Here is a 20,917-nt window from a genome sequence, read left to right as displayed (position 1 = left end):
GGGCGGGATTCCGGGGACCGGCGTCGAGAGAGCGCCGACAGGGCCCGTCAGCCCGCTACCGCCACCGACGGCTCGCCCGATTCCACACCGTCTGCCTCCATCTGTTCGGCCAGCTTCATGGCCTCTTCGATGAGGGTTTCTACGATCTTGGACTCCGGGACGGTCTTGATGACCTCGCCTTTGACGAAGATCTGGCCCTTGCCGTTGCCGGAGGCGACGCCGAGGTCGGCCTCGCGGGCTTCGCCGGGGCCGTTGACGACGCAGCCCATGACGGCTACGCGGAGGGGGACCTCCATGCCGGTGAGGCCTGCCGTGACTTCCTCGGCGAGCTTGTAGACGTCGACCTGGGCGCGGCCGCAGGAGGGGCAGGAGACGATCTCCAGGCCACGCTCCTTGAGGTTCAGGGACTCCAGGATCTGGAGTCCGACCTTCACCTCCTCGGCGGGGGGCGCCGAAAGGGAGACCCGGATCGTGTCGCCGATGCCCTGGGACAGCAGCGCTCCGAACGCCACCGCCGACTTGATCGTGCCCTGGAACGCCGGGCCCGCCTCGGTGACTCCGAGGTGGAGCGGGTAGTCGCACTGGGCGGCGAGCTGCTTGTACGCCTCGATCATGATGACCGGGTCGTTGTGCTTGACGGAGATCTTGATGTCCCGGAAGTCGTGCTCTTCGAAGAGCGATGCCTCCCACAGCGCCGACTCCACCAGCGCCTCGGGCGTCGCCTTGCCGTACTTCTGCAGCAGGCGCCTGTCCAACGAGCCCGCGTTCACGCCGATGCGGATCGGGGTGCCGTGGTCCTTGGCGGCGCGGGCGATCTCCTTGACCTTGTCGTCGAACTGCTTGATGTTGCCGGGGTTGACGCGGACCGCGGCGCAGCCCGCCTCGATGGCGGCGAAGACGTACTTCGGCTGGAAGTGGATGTCCGCGATCACCGGGATCTGCGACTTGCGGGCGATGGTCGCGAGGGCGTCCGCGTCGTCCTGCGTGGGGCAGGCGACGCGGACGATCTGGCAGCCGGACGCGGTCAGTTCGGCGATCTGCTGGAGGGTCGCGCCGATGTCGGACGTGCGGGTCGTCGTCATCGACTGCACGGAGACCGGGGCGTCCCCGCCCACCGCCACGGATCCGACCTGGATCTGCCGGCTCTTGCGGCGTTCGGCGAGCTTGGTCGGAACGGACGGCATGCCAAGAGAAATCGCAGTCATCTGCTGTGCAACCCCAAGTCGTGGATCAAGTCCGGTTCCCGTCAAGGTCGGGCTCCAGGCTTCGAGATTACGGCACCTGCCTGGGGCCGGGCACATCGCGCCCGGCAAACCCACTCAATGGAGAACGGCCCGGCACGCCGGGAGGTCCGGGAGATGGACCCCCGGAGAACACAGCGTGTCAGGCCGCCACCAACTCCGTATGACTAGGAGATTCTCACCGGGTTGACCACGTCGGCCACCAGGACGAGCAGGGTGAAGCAGATGAAGACCCCCGCCACCACATAGGCCACCGGCATCAGCTTCGCCACATCGAACGGGCCCGGGTCGGGGCGGCGCAGCACCTTCGCCAGGTTGCGGCGCAGGGACTCCCACAGCGCGCCCGCGATATGGCCGCCGTCCAGCGGCAGCAGCGGGAGCATGTTGAAGAGGAACAGGGAGAGGTTGAAGCCCGCCACCAGCATCAACGCCATCGCCAGCTGCTGGGTCGCCGGGACGTCCAGGGTGAAGATCTCGCCGCCGACGCGGGCCGCGCCGACCACGCCCATCGGGGAGTCCGCCTCGCGCTCGCCGTCGCCGAAGGCCGCGTCCCACAGGGCGGGGATCCTGCTGGGCAGGGCGGCGAGGGAGTCGACGGCGTCGCCGACCCGGTCTCCCATCCAGGTCACGGAGGAGCCGAAGTCCTGTTTGACGATGCCGGTGGCGGCGCTGAAGCCGAGGAAGCCCGCGGTGACGTACTCGCCCTCGACGATCTGGCCGCTGGAGTCCTTCTTGGCGACCTGGTTGGCGACGATCTCCGCGCGCAGGGTGACTTCCTCGCCGTCGCGGTCGACGACGATCGGGACCTCCTTGCCGGGGTTGGCGCGGATGAGGTCGGACAGCTCGTTCCACTCGTCGGTGCGCACGCCGTCGAAGGAGACGATCTTGTCGCCCGCCTTGAGGCCCGCGGCCGCGGCCGGGGAGGCGGCGTCGGACTTCTCACACGTGTCGCGGTTCTCGCTCTGGGCGATGACGCACTGGGAGACCGAGCTGACGGTGGTGGTCTGCTGTGAGATGCCGAAGCCCATCAGGACGGTGAGGAACAGCCCCACCGCCAGGACCAGGTTCATGAACGGGCCCGCGAACATCACGATGACCCGCTTCCACGGCTGGCGCGTGTAGAAGAGGCGGTTCTCGTCGCCGGGCCGCAGTTCCTCGAAGGCCGCCGAGCGGGCGTCCTCGATCATGCCGCGCCACGGTGAGGTCGAGCGGGCTTCGAGGCGGCCGTCGGGACCGGGCGGGAACATGCCGATCATGCGGATGTAGCCGCCGAACGGGATGGCCTTGATGCCGTACTCGGTCTCGCCCTTCTTCCGCGAGAAGATCGTCGGGCCGAAGCCGACCATGTACTGCGGCACGCGGATGCCGAAGAGCTTGGCTGTGGACAGGTGCCCCAGCTCGTGCCACGCGATCGAGACCAGGAGGCCCACCGCGAAGACTCCTATGCCGAGGATGAACAACAAGGTCGTCATGCACGGGCCTCCGCCGTCTGTGCCGCCAGTTCTCTCGCCCGGGTCCGCGCCCAGGCCTCCGCCTGGAGGACGTCCGCGACGGTGAGTGAAGTTCCCGTGCGCGGGGTGCCGTGCTCGTCCACCACCCGCGTCACGGTTTCCATGATGCCGTTGAACGGCAGCGCGCCGGCCCGGAAGGCCGCCACGCACTCCTCGTTGGCGGCATTGAACACCGCCGGGGCCGTGCCCGCGAGCCGGCCCACGTGCCGGGCGAGCCCGACCGACGGAAACGCCTCGGTGTCGAGCGGGAAGAACTCCCAGGTGGACGCCTTGCTCCAGTCGAACGTGGGCGCGGCGTCGGGGACGCGTTCCGGCCAGCCGAGGCCGATGGCGATCGGCCCGCGCATATCGGGGGGCGTCGCCTGGGCGATCGTGGATCCGTCGGTGAACTCAACCATCGAGTGGACATACGACTGGGGATGCACGACCACCTCAATGCGGTCGAAGGGAATGTCGTAGAGCAGGTGTGCCTCGATGACTTCCAGCCCTTTGTTGACCAGGGTCGCGGAGTTGATCGTGATCACCGGGCCCATCGCCCAGGTGGGGTGGGCGAGGGCGTCCTCCACGGTCACCCGGGCCAGGTCCGCCTTCGTACGGCCGCGGAAGGGCCCGCCGGACGCCGTGACGACCAGCTTCCGCACGTCGGCCCGTGAACCGGACGCCAGTGCCTGGAACAGCGCCGCGTGCTCGGAGTCGACCGGGATGATCTGGCCGGGCTTGGCGACCGCCTTGACCAGCGGGCCGCCCACGATGAGCGACTCCTTGTTGGCGAGTGCGAGGGTGCGGCCCGCCTCCAGGGCGGCGAGGGTCGGGGCGAGGCCGATCGAGCCGGTGATGCCGTTCAGCACGGTGTGGCAGTCGGAGGCGGCGAGCCGGGTGGCCGCGTCCGGTCCGGCGAGGATCTCGGGGAGCGGCTCCCCCGCGCCGTACTCGGCGGCGAGGGCCTCGCGCAGCGCCGGTACGACGTCCTCGCGGGCGACCGCGACCGTGCGGACGCGCAGCCGGTGCGCCTGCTCGGCGAGAAGGGCGGTCCGTCCGCCGGCGGCGGAGAGTCCGGTGACCCGGAACCGGTCCGGGTTGCGCAGGACGAGGTCGATGGCCTGGGTGCCGATCGACCCGGTGGAGCCGAGGATGACCACGTCTTTCGGACCGTCGCCCGACACCGGGTCGTAGACGAGGTGCGGATCGGCCAGGGCGCGGGCTGGACTGTCGCTCATTCCTCCATTGTGGCCGTATCGGGTGTACGGAATGACAGGGCGCCCCACGGGTGGGTGCCTTGTCGGTTCTTGGCGGTGATTCGAGCAACTTCCGCCATTGTGAAGTTCTCGTGAAGGTCGTGTGATAACTCTTCTGTCCTGGCCGGCGGACGACCGGCCGTCGGAAGACATCCAGGGGGGATTTCTCCATGCGCATACGCGCCGCTTTCGCCGTGCCCGCACTCGCGGGCGCCCTGGCCCTCACCGGCTCCGTACTCAGCACTCCGGCCCAGGCCGCCGGGGGCGTGGTCATCCGCCACGTCTGGTTCGACAGCCCGGGCTCGGACACCGGCTCCAACACCAGCCTCAACGGCGAGTGGGTGGAGATCAAGAACACCAGTGGTGCGGCGGTCTCGCTGAAGGGCTGGGTCCTGAAGGACAAGGCCAACCACCGGTACGTCTTCCCCAACGTGAAGATCGGGAAGGGCAAGACGATGAAGGTGAGGACCGGTGTCGGCCGGGACACCACGGCGAACAAGTACCAGGACCGCGGCTGGTACGTCTGGAACAACACCAGCGACAAGGCCACGCTGACCAAGGCGAACGGCACCACGGTCGACACCTGCTCCTGGACGACGTCGGACCCCAGCGACAAGTGGTGCTGAGGTCCGGCTGACGCCTACCTGATCGGTCGGTGCACGTTCTCCTTCCGCGAGGGCCCGGGGGTTGGGTCCGCGATCCACGGGCCCTCGCCCGACGGGTCGACGATGCCTTCCTCCAGCCAGGTGTAGGCGCCGCCGAGGACTCCCTTGACGACCTTGCGGTCCAGGTCGTCGGTGTTGGTCCACAGGCGGCCGAAGAGCTCGTCGATCCGGATCCGGGACTGGCGGCAGAAGACGTCGGCGAGCTGGTAGGCCTCGCGGCCGTGGTCGCCCTGGCTGCGCAGGAGTTCGGCCCGGACGCAGGCCGCGCTCATCGCGAACAGCTCCGCGCCGATGTCGACGATCCGGCCCAGGAAGCCCTGCTTGGTCTCCATCCGGCCCTGCCAGCGGGACATGGCGTAGAAGGTGGAGCGGGCGAGCTTGCGGGCGGTGCGCTCGATGTAGCGCAGGTGCGGGGAGAGATCGACGCCGTGGTTGAACTCGCCGTACGCGCGCGGGTTCTGGCCCGGTCCGGCGACCAGCTTCGGCAGCCACTTGGCGTAGAAGACCCCGGCGTTGCCGGCCGCCTTCGCCTTGTCCTGGAGGGACTTGTCGGGGTCGATCAGATCGCCGGCCACCGACAGATGGGCGTCGACCGCCTCACGCGCGATCAGCAGGTGCATGATCTCGGTCGAGCCCTCGAAGATCCGGTTGATGCGCAGGTCGCGCAGGACCTGTTCGGCGGGGACCGCGCGTTCGCCGCGGGCGGCGAGCGACTGGGCCGTCTCGAAGCCCCGGCCGCCGCGGATCTGGACCAGTTCGTCGGCCATCAGCCAGGCCTGCTCGGAGGCGAAGAGCTTCGCCAGCGCGCCCTCGATACGGATGTCGTTGCGGTCCTCGTCGGCCATCTGCGACGACAGGTCGAGCACCGCCTCCAGGGCGAAGGTGGTCGCCGCGATGAAGCTGATCTTCGACCCGACCGCCTCGTGGTGCGCGATCGGCTTGCCCCACTGCTCCCGGGCGGCCGACCACTCGCGGGCGATCTTCAGGCACCACTTGCCGGCCGCGACGCAGGACGCGGGGAGCGAGAGGCGGCCGGTGTTCAGCGTCGTGAGTGCGATCTTCAGACCGGCGCCCTCGGGGCCGATGCGGTGGGCGGCGGGGACCCTGACCTGGTGGAAGCGGGTGACGCCGTTCTCGATGCCGCGCAGGCCCATGAAGGCGTTGCGGTTCTCGACCGTGACGCCGGGCGAGTTGGTCTCCACGACGAAGGCGGTGATGCCGCCCTTGTGGCCCTCGCTCCTGGGCACCCTGGCCATCACGACGAGCAGGTCGGCGACGACGCCGTTGGTGGTCCACAGCTTGACCCCGTCGAGGACGTACTCTCCCCCACTCTCGAATTCGCTCGAGCGGGAGGTGCCCCCATCGTCCGGCACCGCGCTCGTCGCCAGCCGTGCCGGGTCGGAGCCGACGTCCGGCTCGGTGAGGAGGAACGCGCTGATGTCCGTGCGGGCACAGCGCGGCAGGAACTGCTCCTTCTGCTCCTGGGTGCCGAACAGTTTCAGCGGCTGCGGTACGCCGATCGACTGATGCGCCGAGAGCAGCACCCCGATCGCCGGGCAGGCCGAGCCCGCCAGGGCCAGCGCCTTGTTGTAGTACACCTGGGTGAGGCCGAGCCCGCCGTACTTGGTGTCGATCTTCATGCCGAGGGCGCCGAGCTCCTTGAGCCCGTCGATGACGGCGTCGGGGATCCGGGCCTCGCGCTCGATCAGGGCCGCGTCCACCTTGGTCTCGCAGAAGTCCCGCAGCTTGGCCAGGAACTCCTCGCCGCGCTGCACCTCCTCGGTGGCCGGGGTGGGGTGCGGGTGGACCAGGTCGAGCCGGAAGCGGCCCAGGAACAGTTCCTTGGCGAAGCTGGGCTTGCGCCAGTCCTGTTCCCGGGCGGCCTCGGCCACCTGGCGTGCCTCGCGCTCTGTGACGGAGGGCTTGGTGGGTGCTGCGGACATGAGGCTCACCTCGCCGCGAATAGGGGGATCTTGGGGCCGCACGTTACTGACTGGTGCTACTGGATCGTTACTACCCGATACCGGACGACCCCACCACCCCTCGCGCGGTCCACCTCCGTTCCGTAGCCCCCCGCGGCCGGTCGTGGTAGGCAGGAGCCCGCACCCCGGGAAGGCCGATCCGGGACGAACCACCCGGCGCCCCGCGCCCTCCGGCAAGTCCGAGTCGAAGCGCTTCGACAACCTATGGACACCCACCCCCGGTAGGGCTACTGTCGAACCACCCCCACCCCGCCGAAATCCGCATCGCGCATTGTCGAAGCGCTTCACAACACTTGGAGAGCTGGATGGTCACCCTTGCCGAGGTCGCCCAGCACGCCGGAGTCTCGGCGAGCACGGTGAGCTATGTCCTCAGTGGCAAGCGGTCCATCTCCACGACCACCCGGCAGCGGGTCGAACAGAGCATCCGCGAACTCGGCTACCACCCGAACGCGGGCGCCCGCGCCCTGGCCAGCAGCAGGTCGAACATCATCGCGCTGATGATCCCGCTGCGCACGGACATGTACGTGCCGGTGATGATGGAGATCGCCATCGCGGTGGCCACCACGGCCCGTACGCACGGGTACGACGTCCTGCTGCTCACCGGCGAGGAGGGCCCCGACGCCGTACGCCGGGTCACCGGCAGCGGGCTCGCCGACGCGATGATCCTGATGGACGTCGAACTCGACGACGAGCGGCTGCCGTTGCTGCGCGGCACCGACCAGCCGTCCGTGCTGATCGGACTGCCCGCCGACACCACCGGCATGACCTGCGTCGACCTGGACTTCAGGGCGACGGGCGCGCTGTGCCTGGAGCACCTGGCGATGCTGGGGCACCGCGACATCGCTGTCATCGGCGAGGCGCCCGCGGTCTACGAGCGCCACACCGGGTTCGCCGAGCGCACCCTCGACGGACTCCGCGGCCGTTCCCAGGAGTTGGGGGTACGACTGCTGCACCGCCCCTGTGACGGCGGATACGACGCCATGGCCGTGACCCTCGCCCGCATCCTCGACGAGCGCCCCGGCACCACGGGGTTCGTCGTACAGAACGAGTCGGCGGTCGAACCGCTCCTCGCCCTGCTGCGCCAGCAGGGCCGCGCCATCCCCGAGGACGTGTCGGTGGTCGCGATCTGCCCCGACCAGGTCGCCACCCAGGCCTCGGTGCGGCTCACCTCGGTCGCCATCCCCGCCCAGGAGATGGGCCGGCACGCCGTCGAGCACCTCGTCGCCAAGCTGGACGGGCGGGGCAAGGACGAAGTCGTACTCATCGCCCCCGAGCTGACGGTCAGGGCGAGCTCGGGGCCGGCGTCGGCATGACGACTGCCGACGCCGGTCATGTGCCCTTGCCGGGGCACCCCGTGCTCACGCCCCCCTGAGGAGCACGCCTCTTGAACCCTCCCCCGTTGGTGCAGGGGGATTCCTGGCTCACGCCGCTCGGTCGCTCAGCGAACGCCCGAGTCATACGCGATCAGCACCAGCCGGGTCGGAACCAGCCCGGTTGCCCCGAAAGACAAGGAGGTTGCGCGTGCTTGGCTCTCGCCGCACACGTTGCGTAGCTCACCGGATCAGCTGGGTAACTGCCCGCGACATGGTCGGAGGTCACCGGTGAGCCGGTCTGACGAAACCCAGCCCGAGGTCAGCCTCGCGCAGTCGTCCCCCACCGTCGGCACGTTCCGTGAGCGGGACGGTGCGCTGGAATGGAGCGGCCGCCAGGAGACCGTACGCATCGAGCCGTGGGGCCCGGACGCGGTGCGGGTCCGGGCCCGGCTCGGCGGTCCCGTGCTCGACGGACTGCCCGGCGCTCTGCCGGCCGAGGCTCCGGTGACCGAGGCCACGGTCAAGGCCGGGGACGGAGAGGGCCGGCTGACGGTCGGCGCGCTGACCGTCGAGGTGAACGCCGAGGGGATGATCCGGTTCCTGCGGACGGACGACCTGTCCGAGATCCTCGCCGAGGAACGCGCCCACTTCTGGTGGCCGGGCCCCCGCCTCTACACGGCCGTCGGCAACGGCCACCACCGCCTGGAGCAGCGCTTCGCCGCCTATGAGGACGAGAAGCTGTTCGGTCTCGGCCAGCACCAGCACGGGCGCCTGGACCAGAAGGGCCTGGTCCTGGACCTGGTCCAGCGCAACGCCGAGGTCGGCATCCCGGTCCTCACCTCCAGCCGCAGCTACACCCTGCTGTGGAACAACCCGGCGATCGGCCGCGTCGAGCTGGCGGGCAACGGCACCCGCTGGGTCGCGGACTCGGCCCGCCAGATCGACTACTGGATCACCGCGGGCACCAGCCCGGCCGACGCCCAGCGCCGCTACAGCGCGGTGACCGGCCGCACCCCGATGCTGCCGGAGTGGGCGGCGGGCTTCTGGCAGTGCAAGCTGCGCTACCGCACGCAGGACGAACTCCTCGCGGTGGCACGGGAGTACAAGCGCAGAGGGCTGCCCATCTCGGCCATCGTCTGCGACTTCTTCCACTGGACCCACCTGGGCGAGTGGAAGTTCGACCCGAAGGAGTGGCCGGACCCTGCGGCGATGGTGCGGGAGCTGGCGGAACTGGGCATCAAGCTCGTCGTGTCGGTCTGGCCGTCGGTGTCCCCGCTGAGCGAGAACCACCCGGTCATGGAGCAGCGCGGCTACTTCATCGGCACCCAGTACGGCCCCGTCGCGCACGCCGACTGGCCCGACAAGGAGGTCGCCTCCACCGTCCAGGTCGCCTTCTACGACGCCACGAACCCCGAAGCGCGGGAGTTCATGTGGTCGAAGGTGAAGGCGAACTACCTGGACCCGTACGGCATCAACGCCTTCTGGCTGGACGCCTGCGAGCCGGAGCTGAAGCCGGGCTTCCAGGAGAACCTGCGCTACTGGGCGGGCCCGGGCCTGGAGGTCGGCAACATGTACCCGGCCGAGAACTCCCGCGCCTTCTACGAAGGCCTGGCCGCGGAGGGCGAGTCCGAGGTCGTCACCCTCAACCGCTCGGCCTGGGCGGGCAGTCAGCGCTACGGCGCCGCCCTGTGGTCCGGCGACATCGGCACCGACTTCGCGACCCTGCGCCGCCAGATCGCGGCGGGCCTCAACACCGCCCTGTCCGGCATCCCGTGGTGGAACACGGACATCGGCGGCTTCCACGGCGGCGACCCCACCGACCCCGCGTACCAGGAAGTCATGGTCCGCTGGTTCCAGTTCGGCGCGCTGTCCCCGCTGATGCGTCTGCACGGCTTCCGCGACCCCGGCATGCCGCTGGGCCCGGAGATGACCGGCGGCCCGAACGAGGTCTGGTCCTACGGCGAGAGGGCCGGCGCGATCCTGGAGCAGTACCTGCGGCTGCGCGAGCGCCTGAAGCCGTACGTCCTCCAGGTCATGCGCGAGGCCCACGAGGAGGGCCTGCCCGTCATGCGCCCCCTCTTCCTGGAGTTCCCCGAGGACCAGGCGACCTGGTCCGTCGACGACTCCTACCTCTTCGGCCGGGACCTCCTGGTCGCCCCGGTACTCACGGCGGGCGCCACGGCCCGCACGGCGTATCTCCCGGCGGGCGCGACATGGACGGACGCGTGGACGGGTGCGACGTACGGCGGCGGTACGACCGTGACGGTCGACGCCCCTCTGGACCGCATCCCGCTGTTTCTGCGGGACGGGGCGAAGCTGCCGGTGACGGAGTAGCGGCGCCGGGCGAGGGCGGTGGTTCGGTCAACTTCTCTGTCTTGCAGACTTGTTCGCTGACCGCGTCGTCGCGTGCCGGAGAAAGGAAGCCCTCCTCGTGCCCTCCGCTCCCCTCCCTGTGACGCTGGCCAATCTGTTGCTGCGGCCCGCGTTCGGCTCCCGGCGCGACCCGGACCGGACCTTCGACCGGATCGCCGCCGAAGCCGGGCAGACGGACGGGGACGAGTGGTTCGTCGACGGCTTCCGGTCGCTGCTGCGCGAGTGGGCGGCCGACGAGGACCTGTCGCCGGTCGGCTGGCAGTCCGCGCGGGCCCACGTCCGCAGGCACCTCACCAACCGGGCCCGGATCCGGCGGCTGATCGCCGAGCATCCCGCCATCGAGCAGGAGCCCATCGAGAAGCCGGTGTTCGTGGTGGGGCTCCCGCGCACCGCCACCACCCTCACCCACAGCGTGCTGTCCCTCTCCGGCGAGCACCGCTGCCCCCGGCTGTGGGAACTGCTCGCCCCCGGCCTCGACCCGTCGCCGCGCGAACGGCAACGGGCGATCACATCCGCACGCCGGACGCTGAACGGCACCTATCTGCTCACTCCGCGCTTCCGCGACATCCACCCCATGACCGCCGAGGGCCCTGAGGAGTGCACCTTCCTCCTGCCGCACGCCCTGGTGCCGCTGTCCCAGGCCCATCTGCCGGAGTACCACGCCCGGCAGTTCGAGCGGGACTTCACCCCCGACTACCGCCACCTCAAGCAGTGCTTCCAGGTGCTCCAGCACGGCCGCCCGCGCCGCCGCTGGATCCTGAAGTCCCCCATGCACACCGGAAACCTGGACGCCCTGCTCGCCGTGTTCCCCGACGCCACGCTCGTGTGGACGCACCGCGACCCGGCGACCGCCGTCGCCTCGTTCTGCAGTCTGGTCGAGTGCGGCATGGTCCTCTCCCGGCGCCACGTGGACCTGCCCGCCCTCGGCGCCACCTGGCTCGACCTGCTGAGCCGCTCCGTACAGCGAGGGCTCGCGGCCCGTGCCGACATGCCCCACGGGTCCCTGGTCGACGTCCCGTACTCCTGGCTCGGCTCCGACCCGGCCGCCGGCGCCCCCAAGCTGTACGAGGCCGTCGGCGCCCGCTGGACCGACACCGGCACCGCCCGGCTCCCCGAGGTCGCCACCCGGCTCAAAGGCAGCCGCCCCCACCGGTACGACCTGTCCCGCTACGGCCTCACCCGCACGGGAGTCGAGTCCGCCTTCGCCGACTACAACGCGCTGCGGGCCGAGGTCGACCGTGCCTGACGGCACGGACCGGCCCCGGCCCGGTGGCGGTCAGCTGCTGCTGACCGTCAGGTTGTTGGTGACGAAGTCGAGGCCGCCGGAGGACGAGGTGATCTCGTAGCCGAACTGGACGTCGCCGATGGTCTCGTTGCTGGACATCCAGCCCTTGGTGGTGGAGACCCAGTTGAGGATCGGCTTGATGTCCACGTTGCCGGAGGTGGAGTCGGACGTCCGCAGGAACGAGAACACCTCATTGGCGCCGTTGTTGCCCCGGTAGACGTTCCAGGTGTGGCCGCCGAGGGTGACGCTGCCCTGCGAGGTGCCGAGCGGGCCGACGGCTCCGTTGTAGTTGACCCAGAGCATGATCTCGTAGTCGTAATCGGTGTCCCAGATGTCGTACGACGTGTTGTACGCGCCGGACGACGGGACGGTGACGTTGTAGCTGCTGGTGAGCGATCCGAGGGAGGCGATGGTCTTGTTGACCACCCTCTTGGAGTTCGGGTAGGACTTGATGCCGCCGGTGTTGGGGTGGTCTGCCCAGACGCCCCAGTTGGTACCGGAGTTGGCCCAGACGCACTGGCTGCCGGCGCCGGAGCCCCAGATGTTGTTGTAGAGCGTGTAGCCGTTCAGGCTGGTGTTGCCCCACTGGTCGCAGGAGTTCCAGACGGCGGCCTGGGCGGGGGCGGAGGCGAGACCGACGGTGGCGCCGAGGGCCATCGCCGGGGCCAGTACGGCCATGGTGAGCTTGCGGAGTGTGTTCTTTGCCATGGTGTCCCTTCCATGGGTGGGGGGAGTTGCGGGGGTGACTACCACGCCCCCGGATGGAGGACGTGGTCTTCTCCGGCGACGAGGTCCAGTGGCCGTGCGCCGGAGGAAGTCCGGAGTTCTACGCGGTGTGTGCGGGTGGGACGTATGACGGCGGTCGCCTGTCGTGGGCTCCAGCTCAGGTCGACTTCCGCCCCGAACCTCGTGCGGATGCCGCGGAGTTCGCCTCTCGGATACGCCGCCGGGAGCGCGGGCAGCAGCACCAGCCGGTTGGGGGTCGACTGCACGAGCATCTCGATGACGACGGCGGGCAGCGTGTGGGCGGCGTCCGCGTTGTAGACGTCGAGGTCCGGGTAGTGCGAACTCATCAGCGAGGTGTGGAAGCAGTCGGCCTTGAGGACCTGGCCGAGGGCGTGCGCCACACGGTCGCCGTCGCGCAGGCGGGCCGCGACGAGGGCGTGGTGGAGGTGGCCGTGTGCCGAGTCGTTCTCGGCGCCGCGGAGTTCGAGGGCGCGGTGTGCGGCGGCGGCGAGGTCCGGGGTGTCGTAGGGGTTGATCTCGTCGAGCGGCCAGACGCCGTAGAGGTGGCTGAGGTGGCGGTGGTCGTAGGTGTCGGCGAGTCCGGGCCAGGCCCATTCCGCGAGTGCGCCGTCGTCATTGGTCCTGTGCGGCGGAAGCCTGTCGGCGAGGGCCTGCCACGTTTCCGCCTTCTCCGGGTGGTACTCGGCGGCCGTGCGCAGGGCGTGCCGGGCCGCGGAGAGGTCCATGGCCGCGTTGATCGCGCCCCAGCTCGCGTTCGCGGGCCGGTTCTCGGGTGAGTAGGAGGGCACGACGACGACGTGTCCGTCGTCATCGGTGCGGGTGAGGAAGTCCTCGTAGAACAGGGCGACTTCGGCGAGCGCGTCGGCGGTGCGCGGGTCGCGTTCGCCGCGGGTCTCGTCGTGGTCGACGAGCGGCTTGAGCAGCCAGTCGGCCCCGGCGGTCCACAGGTGCAGCGGGTATTCGCGGCTGTAGTGGTACGTCAGCCCCGACTCGCCGTCGCTGTGGGCGGGGGCGACGGCGCCCCGGGTGCCGAAGACCGCGCGGGCGTTGTCGCGCCAGTGCGGCAGCTGACGGTCGATCAGGGCGGCGAGGGCTTCGGTGACTTCGGGGAGCGCTGCGGCTGCGGCCGATGCGGTCTGGAGGTTGACGTTGGCGTCGTTGGTGAACGCGCCCGACCACGCCGTGTTCCAGTCGCCGGTCCACAGGCCGGTGAGGCGGGGCGGGCACAGGCCCGCGGCGGACAGCAGGTGGTAGCGGCCTGCGGCGAAGAGGCGTTCCAGCAGGGCCGGGCTCCCGGGGTGTCCGAGCAACTCGGAGCCCGGCAGGGCGCGTTCGGCGGGGTTCGCGTCCAGGTCGAGCGTCACGCGCGCGTAGGCGGTGCGGTGCAGGGCGGTGTGGCGGTCCAGCAGGCGGGTGTACGGGTCGCCGCCTTCCGGTGGTATGCGCTCCGCGGGGTGTGCCGCGATGGGGCGTCGATCGTCTGCGGCTGCGTCGTGGCTGGTCGCGCAGTTCCCCGCGCCCCTTCGGGGCGCTGCCAGGTCCCGCAGGGCCCGGGACAGGGCGGGTAGGTCGGCCTCGCCGGTGTGGCGCACCACGCGGGTCAGCAGCAGGACCGAGTCGGCGCCGGCGACCCGGAGTCCGAGCGGTGTGAGCGTCCTGTGGCCGCCGGTGACGATGACCAGCGTGACGCCCGTGTACGCGCGGTCGCCGCCGGGGTAGCGGGCGCGCAGGTTCAGCAGGGCGCCGTCGGCGGTGGGGACGGCGCCGTGGCCGACGGCCAGGTCGTGCGGGGCGCCGGGGAGGCGGTGGTCGAGGGCGATGGTCAGGTCGGCGGCGGTGACCTGCTGGACGATGACGTCGTCGGCGCGGGAGACGAAGACGCGGCTGGCCCAGCCGTCGCTCTCGGCCTGGGTGACGCCGGTGGTGAAGTCGACCGAGCGGCGGTAGTGCGTGCGGGTGCCCGACGCGCTCCGCAGCCGTATCCCGAAGGCCGGATGGAAGGGCTGCGCCCACGTCAGGTCGCGCCCGTCCGTGAAGGTCTCCGCCGCCCGCGTCTCCCCGGCGAGCAACCGGTCCTGGAGTTCGGGGAGTCGGGAGGCCAGTTCGGGCGGGCGGGCGCTCTCGCTGCCGTTGGGGCGCACGAGGGTGTGGTGGGTGACGACGACTCGCTCATCGTTCGGATCCCCGAACACAAGGGTGCCGTGATGGCCGTTGCCGCTGAGGAAGCCGTCCTCCCAGCGGGTGGCGGGGGCGGGCTCCCAGGTGCCGTGGACGGGGCCGGCGGCCGCATGGGCCGGCTGGGTGGTGGTCGCTGTTCGGGCTGTCATGGGCGCAGGACCGCCGCTCCGTAGCGCGCGAGGGTGAGTCGGCCGGTGACCCTCTCGCCGGTCAGCAGGTCGCGGTGGGTGCCGGGGACGTCGACGGTCACCGGCTCGCGTCCGTGGTTGAGGACGAAGAGCAGATCGCCGCGGCGGACGGCTTCCACGCGTGCGGGCAGGCCGTCGAGCACGGGCCGGGCGCCCGCGTCGGCGGCGATGCGGGAGAGCAGGTCGCGCAGGGCGTCCGGCTCGGGGAGGGTGGAGACGTACCAGGCACGGCCCTGGTGGAGCACGGCGGGCAGACCGTCGAGTTCGCCGCCCTTGTAGGGGATGGCCGTCGCGCCGTCCTCGGCCTCGATCTCCTCCGACCACAGCGTCCCACGGAACCCGTCGCACTCGACCGTCTCCCCCGCGTCCAGCGGCCACCACTCGTGCAGGGTGCGGATGCCGAACAGTTCGCGCAGCCGGGCGTCGACGCCGCCGGGACGGACCCGGTCGTCCTCGTCGGCGATGCCGGTGAGGAAGCCGCAGACGAGGGTGCCGCCGCCGCGGACGTACGCGAGGAGGTTGTCGATCGCGGTGTCCGTGAGGAGGTAGAGCTGCGGGGCGAGGACGAGCTTGTACCGGGTGAGGTCGTGCTCGGGGTGGGCGAAGTCGGTGGTGAGGTGGGCCTCCCAGAGGGCGCGGTGCCAGGCGCGGAGGAGGTCGGGATGGTCGACGTGGGTGGAGAGGCGGCCGTCCTGGGCGCCGGCCCACCAGGAGTGCCAGTCGTGCAGCAGGGCGATGTCGGACTGGATATGACCGCCCGTCACGTCCCCACTGATCTTGTGCAGTTCCGCCCCCAGCCGCTTGACCTCCTGGTACGTACGGCCCTCCGCCCCCGCGTGGCTGACCATCCCCGAGTGGAACTTCTCCGCGCCCTGCCGGGACTGCCGCCACTGGAAGTAGCAGACGGCGTCGGCGCCGCGGGCCACCGCCTGCAGCGACCAGAGACGGTTCAGCCCGTGCGGCTTGGGGTGGTTGACGCCCCGCCAGTTGACCGGTCCGGCCGCCTGCTCCATCAGCATCCAGGGGCCGCGGGCCTGCGAACGGGTCAGGTCCTGGACGAGGGCACCGCTCTGCGCGCCGAAGGGGTCACGCGGATCGGGATAGAGGTCGACGGAGACGACGTCCTCCTCGGCCGCCCAGCGCCAGGCGTCCTGCCCCACCCACAGCGGCATGAAGTTGCTGGTGACCGGGGTGTGGGGAGTGTGCCGCCGGACGATGTCCCGCTCGGCGACGTAACACTCCAGCAGCATGTCGGAGGTGAAGCGCCTGAAGTCCAGTACCTGGGTGGGGTTCTTGAGGTAGTGGGCGTGCCGGGGTGGCAGCACCTCGTTCCAGTCGCCGTAGCCCTGGCTCCAGAAGGCGGTGCCCCAGGCGGTGTTGAGGGCGTCGAGGGTGACGTACTTGTTCTTCAGCCACCGGCGGAAGCGGGCGGCTGCCTCGTCGCCCCAGTCGTAGGTGCAGTACTCGTTGTTGATGTGCCACATGGTCAGGGCGGGGTGACTGCCGTAGCGGGCCGCCAGATCCTCGGTGATGGCGGCGGCGTAACGCCGATAGGCCTCGCTGGAGTGCGAGAAGTGCTGCCGCCCGCCCCACCATTCGACGCGGCCGTCCTCGTCGCGGGGCAGGGTCTCGGGGTGGAGGCGGCCGAGCCAGGGCGGGGGCGAGGCGGTGGGGGTGGACAGGACGACGCCGATGCCGTTGTCGTGCAGCAGATCCATGAGCCGGTCCAGCCACCCGAACTCCCTTGCTCCCGGCCGGGGTTCGAGCTTGGCCCAGGAGAAGACGCCGAGGGTGACGGAGTTGACGCGGGCCTCCTTCATGAGGCGTACGTCGGCCGGCCAGACCTCCTGAGGCCACTGCTCGGGGTTGTAGTCGCCGCCGAAGAGGATGCGACCGCGGGTGGCGTCACCGAGCTGCGGCATCAGACAGGCTCCCCGTACTGGATGCCCCGCCCGTTGGTGGCGAGGTACACGCGGCCGTGGATGCGTGGATCACCGACGATGACCTCGCCGGTCCAGCCCCACTGATGGGCGTCGTCGTTGATCCGCACCCATGTCTTCGCCCGGTCGTCCGAGCGGTAGACGGCGGTGATGGCCTCGGTGGCGCCGACCTGGTAGATCGCCGGGTAGTCGGCGCCGTCGGCGGCCCTGCCGAAGCCGAGGGTGTAGGAGGCCCAGCAGCTGTCGACCTTGCTGAAGGTGGCCCCACCGTCGACGGACCGGTGGAGTCCGTTCCACTTGGTGCTGAGCCAGAGGTCACCGGATCTGCCGGGCGCGGCGACGAGCTTGAACTGGCTGTCGCCGGAGGGGAGTCCGCCCGCACGGGCGGTGAAGGTCCGGCCACTGTCAGTGCTGGCGTATAGCGTTCCCGTATCGGTGTCGTACGCGTAGAAGAGCGTCGGGTCGGCCGGGTCGGCGACCGGCGTGGCGCCCTTCGGGAAGGAGGAGACCTCGGACCAGGTCGCGCCGTTGTCGGCCGAGCGGTGAGCGGCGTACTTCGTGCCGTCCCAGTGCACGAAGGTCCACAGCAGCACACTGCCGTCGGCGTTGGTGGCGATCGGCCCCGGTGCGTCCTTGGCGATGTCGGGCTGGGCTGCGAAGGGCGCCCAGGTCCGCCCGCCGTCGTTCGAGTGGGCGCCGTTGCCGCTGTCGCCCCACCCGGTGCGCACGACGTAATCCGCTCTGCCCGCGGCCTGCGCGAGTCCCGTCGCCGACCCGAACACGGGGTTCGTCGCCATGCCGCGCGACGGAGACGCGGTGAGCCGCTCGTGGTACATCACGCCGATGTCCCCGAGTCCGCTGATCAGATGCGCCTCCCCGACCGGAGGCGAGATCAGCTGCCGCACGGAGCTCTCCTCCAGCCCACGGATCTGCGGGGCCCAGTGCCTCAGGTCCCGCGTTCCGTAGAGGGTCGCGCCGGTGCCGTGGACAAGGTGCTCCGAGTCGTACGGGTCGAGCGCCAGCGCCTGGATCCACCAGCCGAACTTGGGCTGCTCTTCACCCCAGTTGAGGAAAGGAGTCTCGGACACGTCGAAGACCGCGGAGTCCTTGAGGGATGTCCAGGTGCGACCGCCGTCCGCCGACCGGAACAGGGTGTCCACGGCGGCCCAGCGGTTGTTGGTGGACACGACCACCGTGCCGGGGCGGCGGGCGTCGACGGCGGCGCCGCCGTAGCCGAAGGCGTCGCTGCCGCCGGGCCGGACCGGCGTCACGTCGGCCCACGCGCCGGTCGCGGTGGCCAGCTTGTGCACGCTGCCGTCGGACTGGCCGTTGGGCCCCGGTGCGTTCGCGTACGTCACATACAGCGCGCGGGTGTGACGGTCGTACGCGGCGCGGATCGGCACCTCGGCCGAGGTACCGGTGGGCCGGCCCGGGACGGCTTCCCAGGTCGTTCCGTCGGCGGTGCGGTACAGGTTGTCGCCGCCGTCGCCCCACCCGGCGTAGACGGTGCGACCGGCGGCGACAAGGAAGGTGACACCCTGCCCACTCGCGCTCGGGGCGGGCGGAAAGCCGCTCACGGCTGCCCAAGTGGCACCCCGGTCGGCCGACTTGAGCAGCCCGTCGTGCCGGGTACCCAGCCACAGCGTGTCGCTGTTCCGCGGATCGACGAGCAACCGCTCACCGGTCCCCCGCCCGTCCTCGTTCGCCCCGAGCTTCACGGTCAGATCGGTACGGGTCCAGGTGGCACCACGGTCGTCGGACCGCAGCACGGCACCGTTGCCGGCCCACGACTGGGCGTAGGTACCGAGCGCGAGATACAGCCGGTCAGGGTGGACGGGATCGACCGCCATGGCCTCCACACCGAGGAGGTTCCAGTCGTCCCACCCGAGGTGATCGGTGAGCGGCGTCCATCGGGCGCTCCGGTCGTCCCACCGGTAGGCACCGCCGATGTCGGTACGGGCGTAGGCGAGCCCGCGGACGGACGGGTGGAAGAGCACACCGGTGATGAATCCGGTGCCACCGATGACGACGGTGCGCCAGCGGTAGGGGGGCGCTTCGGCTTCGGCGGCGTGTGCACGCGCTTCGAAAGAGGGAACGCCGGCGAGCGCACCGGCGACCGCGGCCCCGGCAAGAACGGCTCGTCTACTAGGTCCAGACGTGCGCATGACAGACCTCGATCTATGAATTGGGGGAAGTAGAGATACGCCAGGGGCGCGGGGAACTGCGCGACCAGCCACGAACAACCCGCAGCCAGAGGACAACGCACACCCCCGTGCTCCCCCGGTCAGCCCTTCACCGCACCGGTCAGCATGCCCTTCTTGAAGTGCCGCTGGACGAACGGCGACAGCACGGCCACCGGCAACAGCGCCAGCACCATCACGGCCATCTGGATCGCCAGCGGCGACAGCTGCCCCGTGTTGATCTGCGTGGCGATCCCCACCGGCCGTTGCTGCTCCTGCACAAGCTGGATCATGACGTTCTGCAACGGCATCATGTCCTGATCGCTCAGATAGATCGACGCGTTGAACCACGCGCTCCAGTACCCGACCGCGTAGAACAGCGTGATCACCGCGATCACCGCCCGCGACAGCGGCAGCACGATCTTCCAGAGGATCCGCCAGTCCCCCGCCCCGTCGATCCGCGCGCTGTCGATGAGTTCCGGCGAGATCCCCATGAAGAACCCGCGCAGCACCAGGATGTTGAACACGCTCACCGCACTGGGCAGGATCAGCGCCAGATAGGTGTCGGTCAGCCCCAGCGCCTGCACCAGCAGATACGTCGGGATCAGCCCGGCACCGAAGAACATGGTGGCCAGCAGCGTCATCAGGATCCCCCGGTGCGCCAGCGACCCGCTGCGCGAGAGGCCGTACGCGCACAGCACCGACACCGTCATGCTGAACAGCGTGCCGACGACGGTGACCCCCAGGCTGACCAGGGTGGCCCGCTGCACCTGGCCCCCGCTCAGCAGTTCCTGGTAGGCGACGAAGGTGATGTCCCTGGGGATCACCACCAGACCGCCGACTTCGTCGATGGTCTTGCGCGAGGAGAGGCTGGTGACGACGACGATCCACAGCGGGAAGAGAATCGTGAAGCAGGCCAGGGTCAGCAACAGTCCCTTGCTCGCGAGGCCGGCCTTGGAGGGCTCCTCCTCCCAGGTGGGCCGGGGCGGGGCGGCCCAACGGCCGGGCTGCTTCACCGGCTTGTCGAGTACGGCGCTCACTTCTGGTACACCCCCTGCTCACCCATCAGATGGGCGACCTTGTTCGCGGTCAGCACGAGGGCCAGACCGACCATGCCCTTGATCAGGCCGGCCGCCGCGGCATAGCTGAAGTCCTGGTTTCGGATGCCGTTCCACCACACATAGGTGTCGAGGACCTCGGCGGCGCCCGGTCCCACCGCGTCGCGTTGCAGCAGCAGTTGTTCGAAGCCGACGGTCAGCGCGTCGCCGACGCGCAGCACCAGCAGCAGGGCGATGACGGGGCGCAGGGCCGGCAGGGTGATGTGCCACATCCGGCGCCAGCGGCTCGCGCCGTCCATCGCGGCGGCCTCGTACAGGTCGTGCGGGACGGAGGCGAGCGCGGCGAGGAAGACGATGATGCCCCAGCCCGCGTCCTTCCAGATGCCCTCGGCCGTCACCAGGAACTTGAAGATGTCCGGGTCGGTCATCAGGTCGAAGCCGTCGTAGCCGTGCTGGCGCAGGGTCTGCGCGATGATGCCGGCGCCGCCGAAGAGCTGCTGGAAGACCGCCACGACCAGTACCCAGGAGAAGAAGTGCGGGAGGTACATGATCGCCTGAGCGACCGCCCGCACCCGCGGCCTGACCACGCTGTTGATGAGCAGCGCGAGCAGGATCGGGATCGGGAAGAACAGCACGAGCTGGAGGAAGAACAGCACGAACGTGTTCTGCACGGCCTGCCAGAAGGCGGAGTCCTCAAAGATCCGCTCGAAGTTGTCCAGGCCGACCCAGGGGCTTTCGAACATCGCGACGAAGCCGTTGTCGCTGAGGTACGGGTCGTACTCCTGGAAGGCGACCACGTTGCCCAGGATCGGTATGTAGTTGAACACCAGGACGAGCAGGACCGCGGGCAGCGTCATCAGGATCAGGGTGCGGTCACGTCTGAACCTGAGCCTGAGGCTCAGCTTCCCCGAACGCCCCCGGTCCTTGGCGCCGGTGGCGCCGCCGGACGCCACCGGAGTCTCATCCGTCTTCTCGGCCTCGGCCTTGCTGCGAGGCACCGTGCTGTGCGACACGGCCGTTC

At 70.1% G+C, this 20,917-nt stretch carries 14 protein-coding genes; 4 read left to right on the top strand and 10 right to left on the bottom strand.

Annotation, left to right across the window (positions count from 1 at the left end; all coding sequences use genetic code 11):
* Window positions 1-47: 47 nt before the first annotated feature.
* From ispG to dxr, 3 genes are all read right to left on the bottom strand, one after another.
* Window positions 48-1,205 (bottom strand): flavodoxin-dependent (E)-4-hydroxy-3-methylbut-2-enyl-diphosphate synthase, encoded by a 1,158-nt coding sequence (ispG, locus tag GFH49_RS21720; RefSeq protein WP_155057766.1) that lies wholly within the window; start codon window positions 1,203-1,205, stop codon window positions 48-50.
* A gap of 203 nt (window positions 1,206-1,408) precedes the next feature.
* The gene (locus GFH49_RS21715; protein ID WP_155057765.1) at window positions 1,409-2,713 is read right to left on the bottom strand and encodes a site-2 protease family protein; all 1,305 of its coding nucleotides are present in this window, start codon (window positions 2,711-2,713) and stop codon (window positions 1,409-1,411) included.
* On the bottom strand, window positions 2,710-3,969 hold the full coding sequence (gene dxr, locus GFH49_RS21710; RefSeq protein WP_155057764.1) for a 1-deoxy-D-xylulose-5-phosphate reductoisomerase: 1,260 nt from the start codon (window positions 3,967-3,969) through the stop codon (window positions 2,710-2,712). Before dxr ends, GFH49_RS21715 begins: the two co-directional genes overlap by 4 nt.
* Before the next feature lie 188 nt (window positions 3,970-4,157).
* Between dxr and GFH49_RS21705 the strand changes: the two genes are divergently transcribed.
* Complete coding sequence (locus GFH49_RS21705; protein WP_155057763.1) at window positions 4,158-4,613, top strand: lamin tail domain-containing protein; 456 nt, start codon at window positions 4,158-4,160, stop codon at window positions 4,611-4,613.
* Between the two features lie 14 nt (window positions 4,614-4,627).
* Here GFH49_RS21705 and GFH49_RS21700 read toward each other — a convergent pair whose 3' ends face one another.
* The gene (locus GFH49_RS21700) at window positions 4,628-6,595 is read right to left on the bottom strand and encodes an acyl-CoA dehydrogenase family protein (RefSeq protein ID WP_155057762.1); all 1,968 of its coding nucleotides are present in this window, start codon (window positions 6,593-6,595) and stop codon (window positions 4,628-4,630) included.
* 344 nt (window positions 6,596-6,939) lie between these two features.
* Between GFH49_RS21700 and GFH49_RS21695 the strand changes: the two genes are divergently transcribed.
* The 3 genes from GFH49_RS21695 to GFH49_RS21685 all read left to right on the top strand — a co-directional run bounded on the left by GFH49_RS21695 (window position 6,940) and on the right by GFH49_RS21685 (window position 11,566).
* Window positions 6,940-7,947: a LacI family DNA-binding transcriptional regulator gene (locus tag GFH49_RS21695; RefSeq protein WP_155057761.1), complete on the top strand. Its 1,008-nt coding sequence runs from the start codon at window positions 6,940-6,942 to the stop codon at window positions 7,945-7,947.
* Window positions 7,948-8,235: 288 nt separating this feature from the next.
* Window positions 8,236-10,281 carry a glycoside hydrolase family 31 protein gene (locus GFH49_RS21690; RefSeq protein WP_155057760.1) on the top strand — a complete coding sequence of 682 codons (2,046 nt, stop codon included), beginning with the start codon at window positions 8,236-8,238 and terminating at the stop codon, window positions 10,279-10,281.
* Between the two features lie 97 nt (window positions 10,282-10,378).
* Entirely contained in the window at window positions 10,379-11,566 is a 1,188-nt protein-coding gene (locus GFH49_RS21685; RefSeq protein WP_155057759.1) for a sulfotransferase family protein, read from the top strand.
* 30 nt (window positions 11,567-11,596) lie between these two features.
* Here the strand turns inward: GFH49_RS21685 and GFH49_RS21680 are convergent, their stop codons facing one another.
* The 6 genes from GFH49_RS21680 to GFH49_RS21655 all read right to left on the bottom strand — a co-directional run bounded on the left by GFH49_RS21680 (window position 11,597) and on the right by GFH49_RS21655 (window position 20,909).
* A complete protein-coding gene (locus GFH49_RS21680; RefSeq protein WP_155057758.1) occupies window positions 11,597-12,313 on the bottom strand; it encodes a glycoside hydrolase family 12 protein in 717 nt (238 codons plus the stop codon).
* 38 nt (window positions 12,314-12,351) lie between these two features.
* Complete coding sequence (locus tag GFH49_RS21675) at window positions 12,352-14,679, bottom strand: glycosyl hydrolase family 95 catalytic domain-containing protein (RefSeq protein WP_155057757.1); 2,328 nt, start codon at window positions 14,677-14,679, stop codon at window positions 12,352-12,354.
* Entirely contained in the window at window positions 14,676-16,640 is a 1,965-nt protein-coding gene (locus GFH49_RS21670) for a beta-galactosidase (RefSeq protein ID WP_155057756.1), read from the bottom strand. Before GFH49_RS21670 ends, GFH49_RS21675 begins: the two co-directional genes overlap by 4 nt.
* The gene (locus GFH49_RS21665) at window positions 16,640-18,823 is read right to left on the bottom strand and encodes a WD40/YVTN/BNR-like repeat-containing protein (RefSeq protein ID WP_155057755.1); all 2,184 of its coding nucleotides are present in this window, start codon (window positions 18,821-18,823) and stop codon (window positions 16,640-16,642) included. The genes GFH49_RS21670 and GFH49_RS21665 overlap by 1 nt, the downstream gene beginning before the upstream one ends.
* Before the next feature lie 119 nt (window positions 18,824-18,942).
* Complete coding sequence (locus GFH49_RS21660; protein WP_155057754.1) at window positions 18,943-19,878, bottom strand: carbohydrate ABC transporter permease; 936 nt, start codon at window positions 19,876-19,878, stop codon at window positions 18,943-18,945.
* Window positions 19,875-20,909: an ABC transporter permease gene (locus GFH49_RS21655; RefSeq protein ID WP_155057753.1), complete on the bottom strand. Its 1,035-nt coding sequence runs from the start codon at window positions 20,907-20,909 to the stop codon at window positions 19,875-19,877. The genes GFH49_RS21660 and GFH49_RS21655 overlap by 4 nt, the downstream gene beginning before the upstream one ends.
* Window positions 20,910-20,917 lie beyond the last annotated feature (8 nt).

The sequence above is a fragment of the Streptomyces blattellae genome, from assembly GCF_009709555.1.
GTDB classification, from domain to species: Bacteria; Actinomycetota; Actinomycetes; order Streptomycetales; family Streptomycetaceae; genus Streptomyces; species Streptomyces blattellae.
The sequence above is the reverse complement of the archived record's forward strand: the minus strand, read 5'-3'. Positions and strand labels throughout refer to the sequence as shown.

Coding starts and splice junctions, on each gene's coding strand:
- ispG (WP_155057766.1), bottom strand. CDS start 1,205: ATGACTGCGATTTCTCTTGGCATGCCGTCCGTTCCGACCAAGCTCGCC.
- GFH49_RS21715 (WP_155057765.1), bottom strand. CDS start 2,713: ATGACGACCTTGTTGTTCATCCTCGGCATAGGAGTCTTCGCGGTGGGC.
- dxr (WP_155057764.1), bottom strand. CDS start 3,969: ATGAGCGACAGTCCAGCCCGCGCCCTGGCCGATCCGCACCTCGTCTAC.
- GFH49_RS21705 (WP_155057763.1), top strand. CDS start 4,158: ATGCGCATACGCGCCGCTTTCGCCGTGCCCGCACTCGCGGGCGCCCTG.
- GFH49_RS21700 (WP_155057762.1), bottom strand. CDS start 6,595: ATGTCCGCAGCACCCACCAAGCCCTCCGTCACAGAGCGCGAGGCACGC.
- GFH49_RS21695 (WP_155057761.1), top strand. CDS start 6,940: ATGGTCACCCTTGCCGAGGTCGCCCAGCACGCCGGAGTCTCGGCGAGC.
- GFH49_RS21680 (WP_155057758.1), bottom strand. CDS start 12,313: ATGGCAAAGAACACACTCCGCAAGCTCACCATGGCCGTACTGGCCCCG.
- GFH49_RS21675 (WP_155057757.1), bottom strand. CDS start 14,679: ATGACAGCCCGAACAGCGACCACCACCCAGCCGGCCCATGCGGCCGCC.
- GFH49_RS21670 (WP_155057756.1), bottom strand. CDS start 16,640: ATGCCGCAGCTCGGTGACGCCACCCGCGGTCGCATCCTCTTCGGCGGC.
- GFH49_RS21665 (WP_155057755.1), bottom strand. CDS start 18,823: ATGCGCACGTCTGGACCTAGTAGACGAGCCGTTCTTGCCGGGGCCGCG.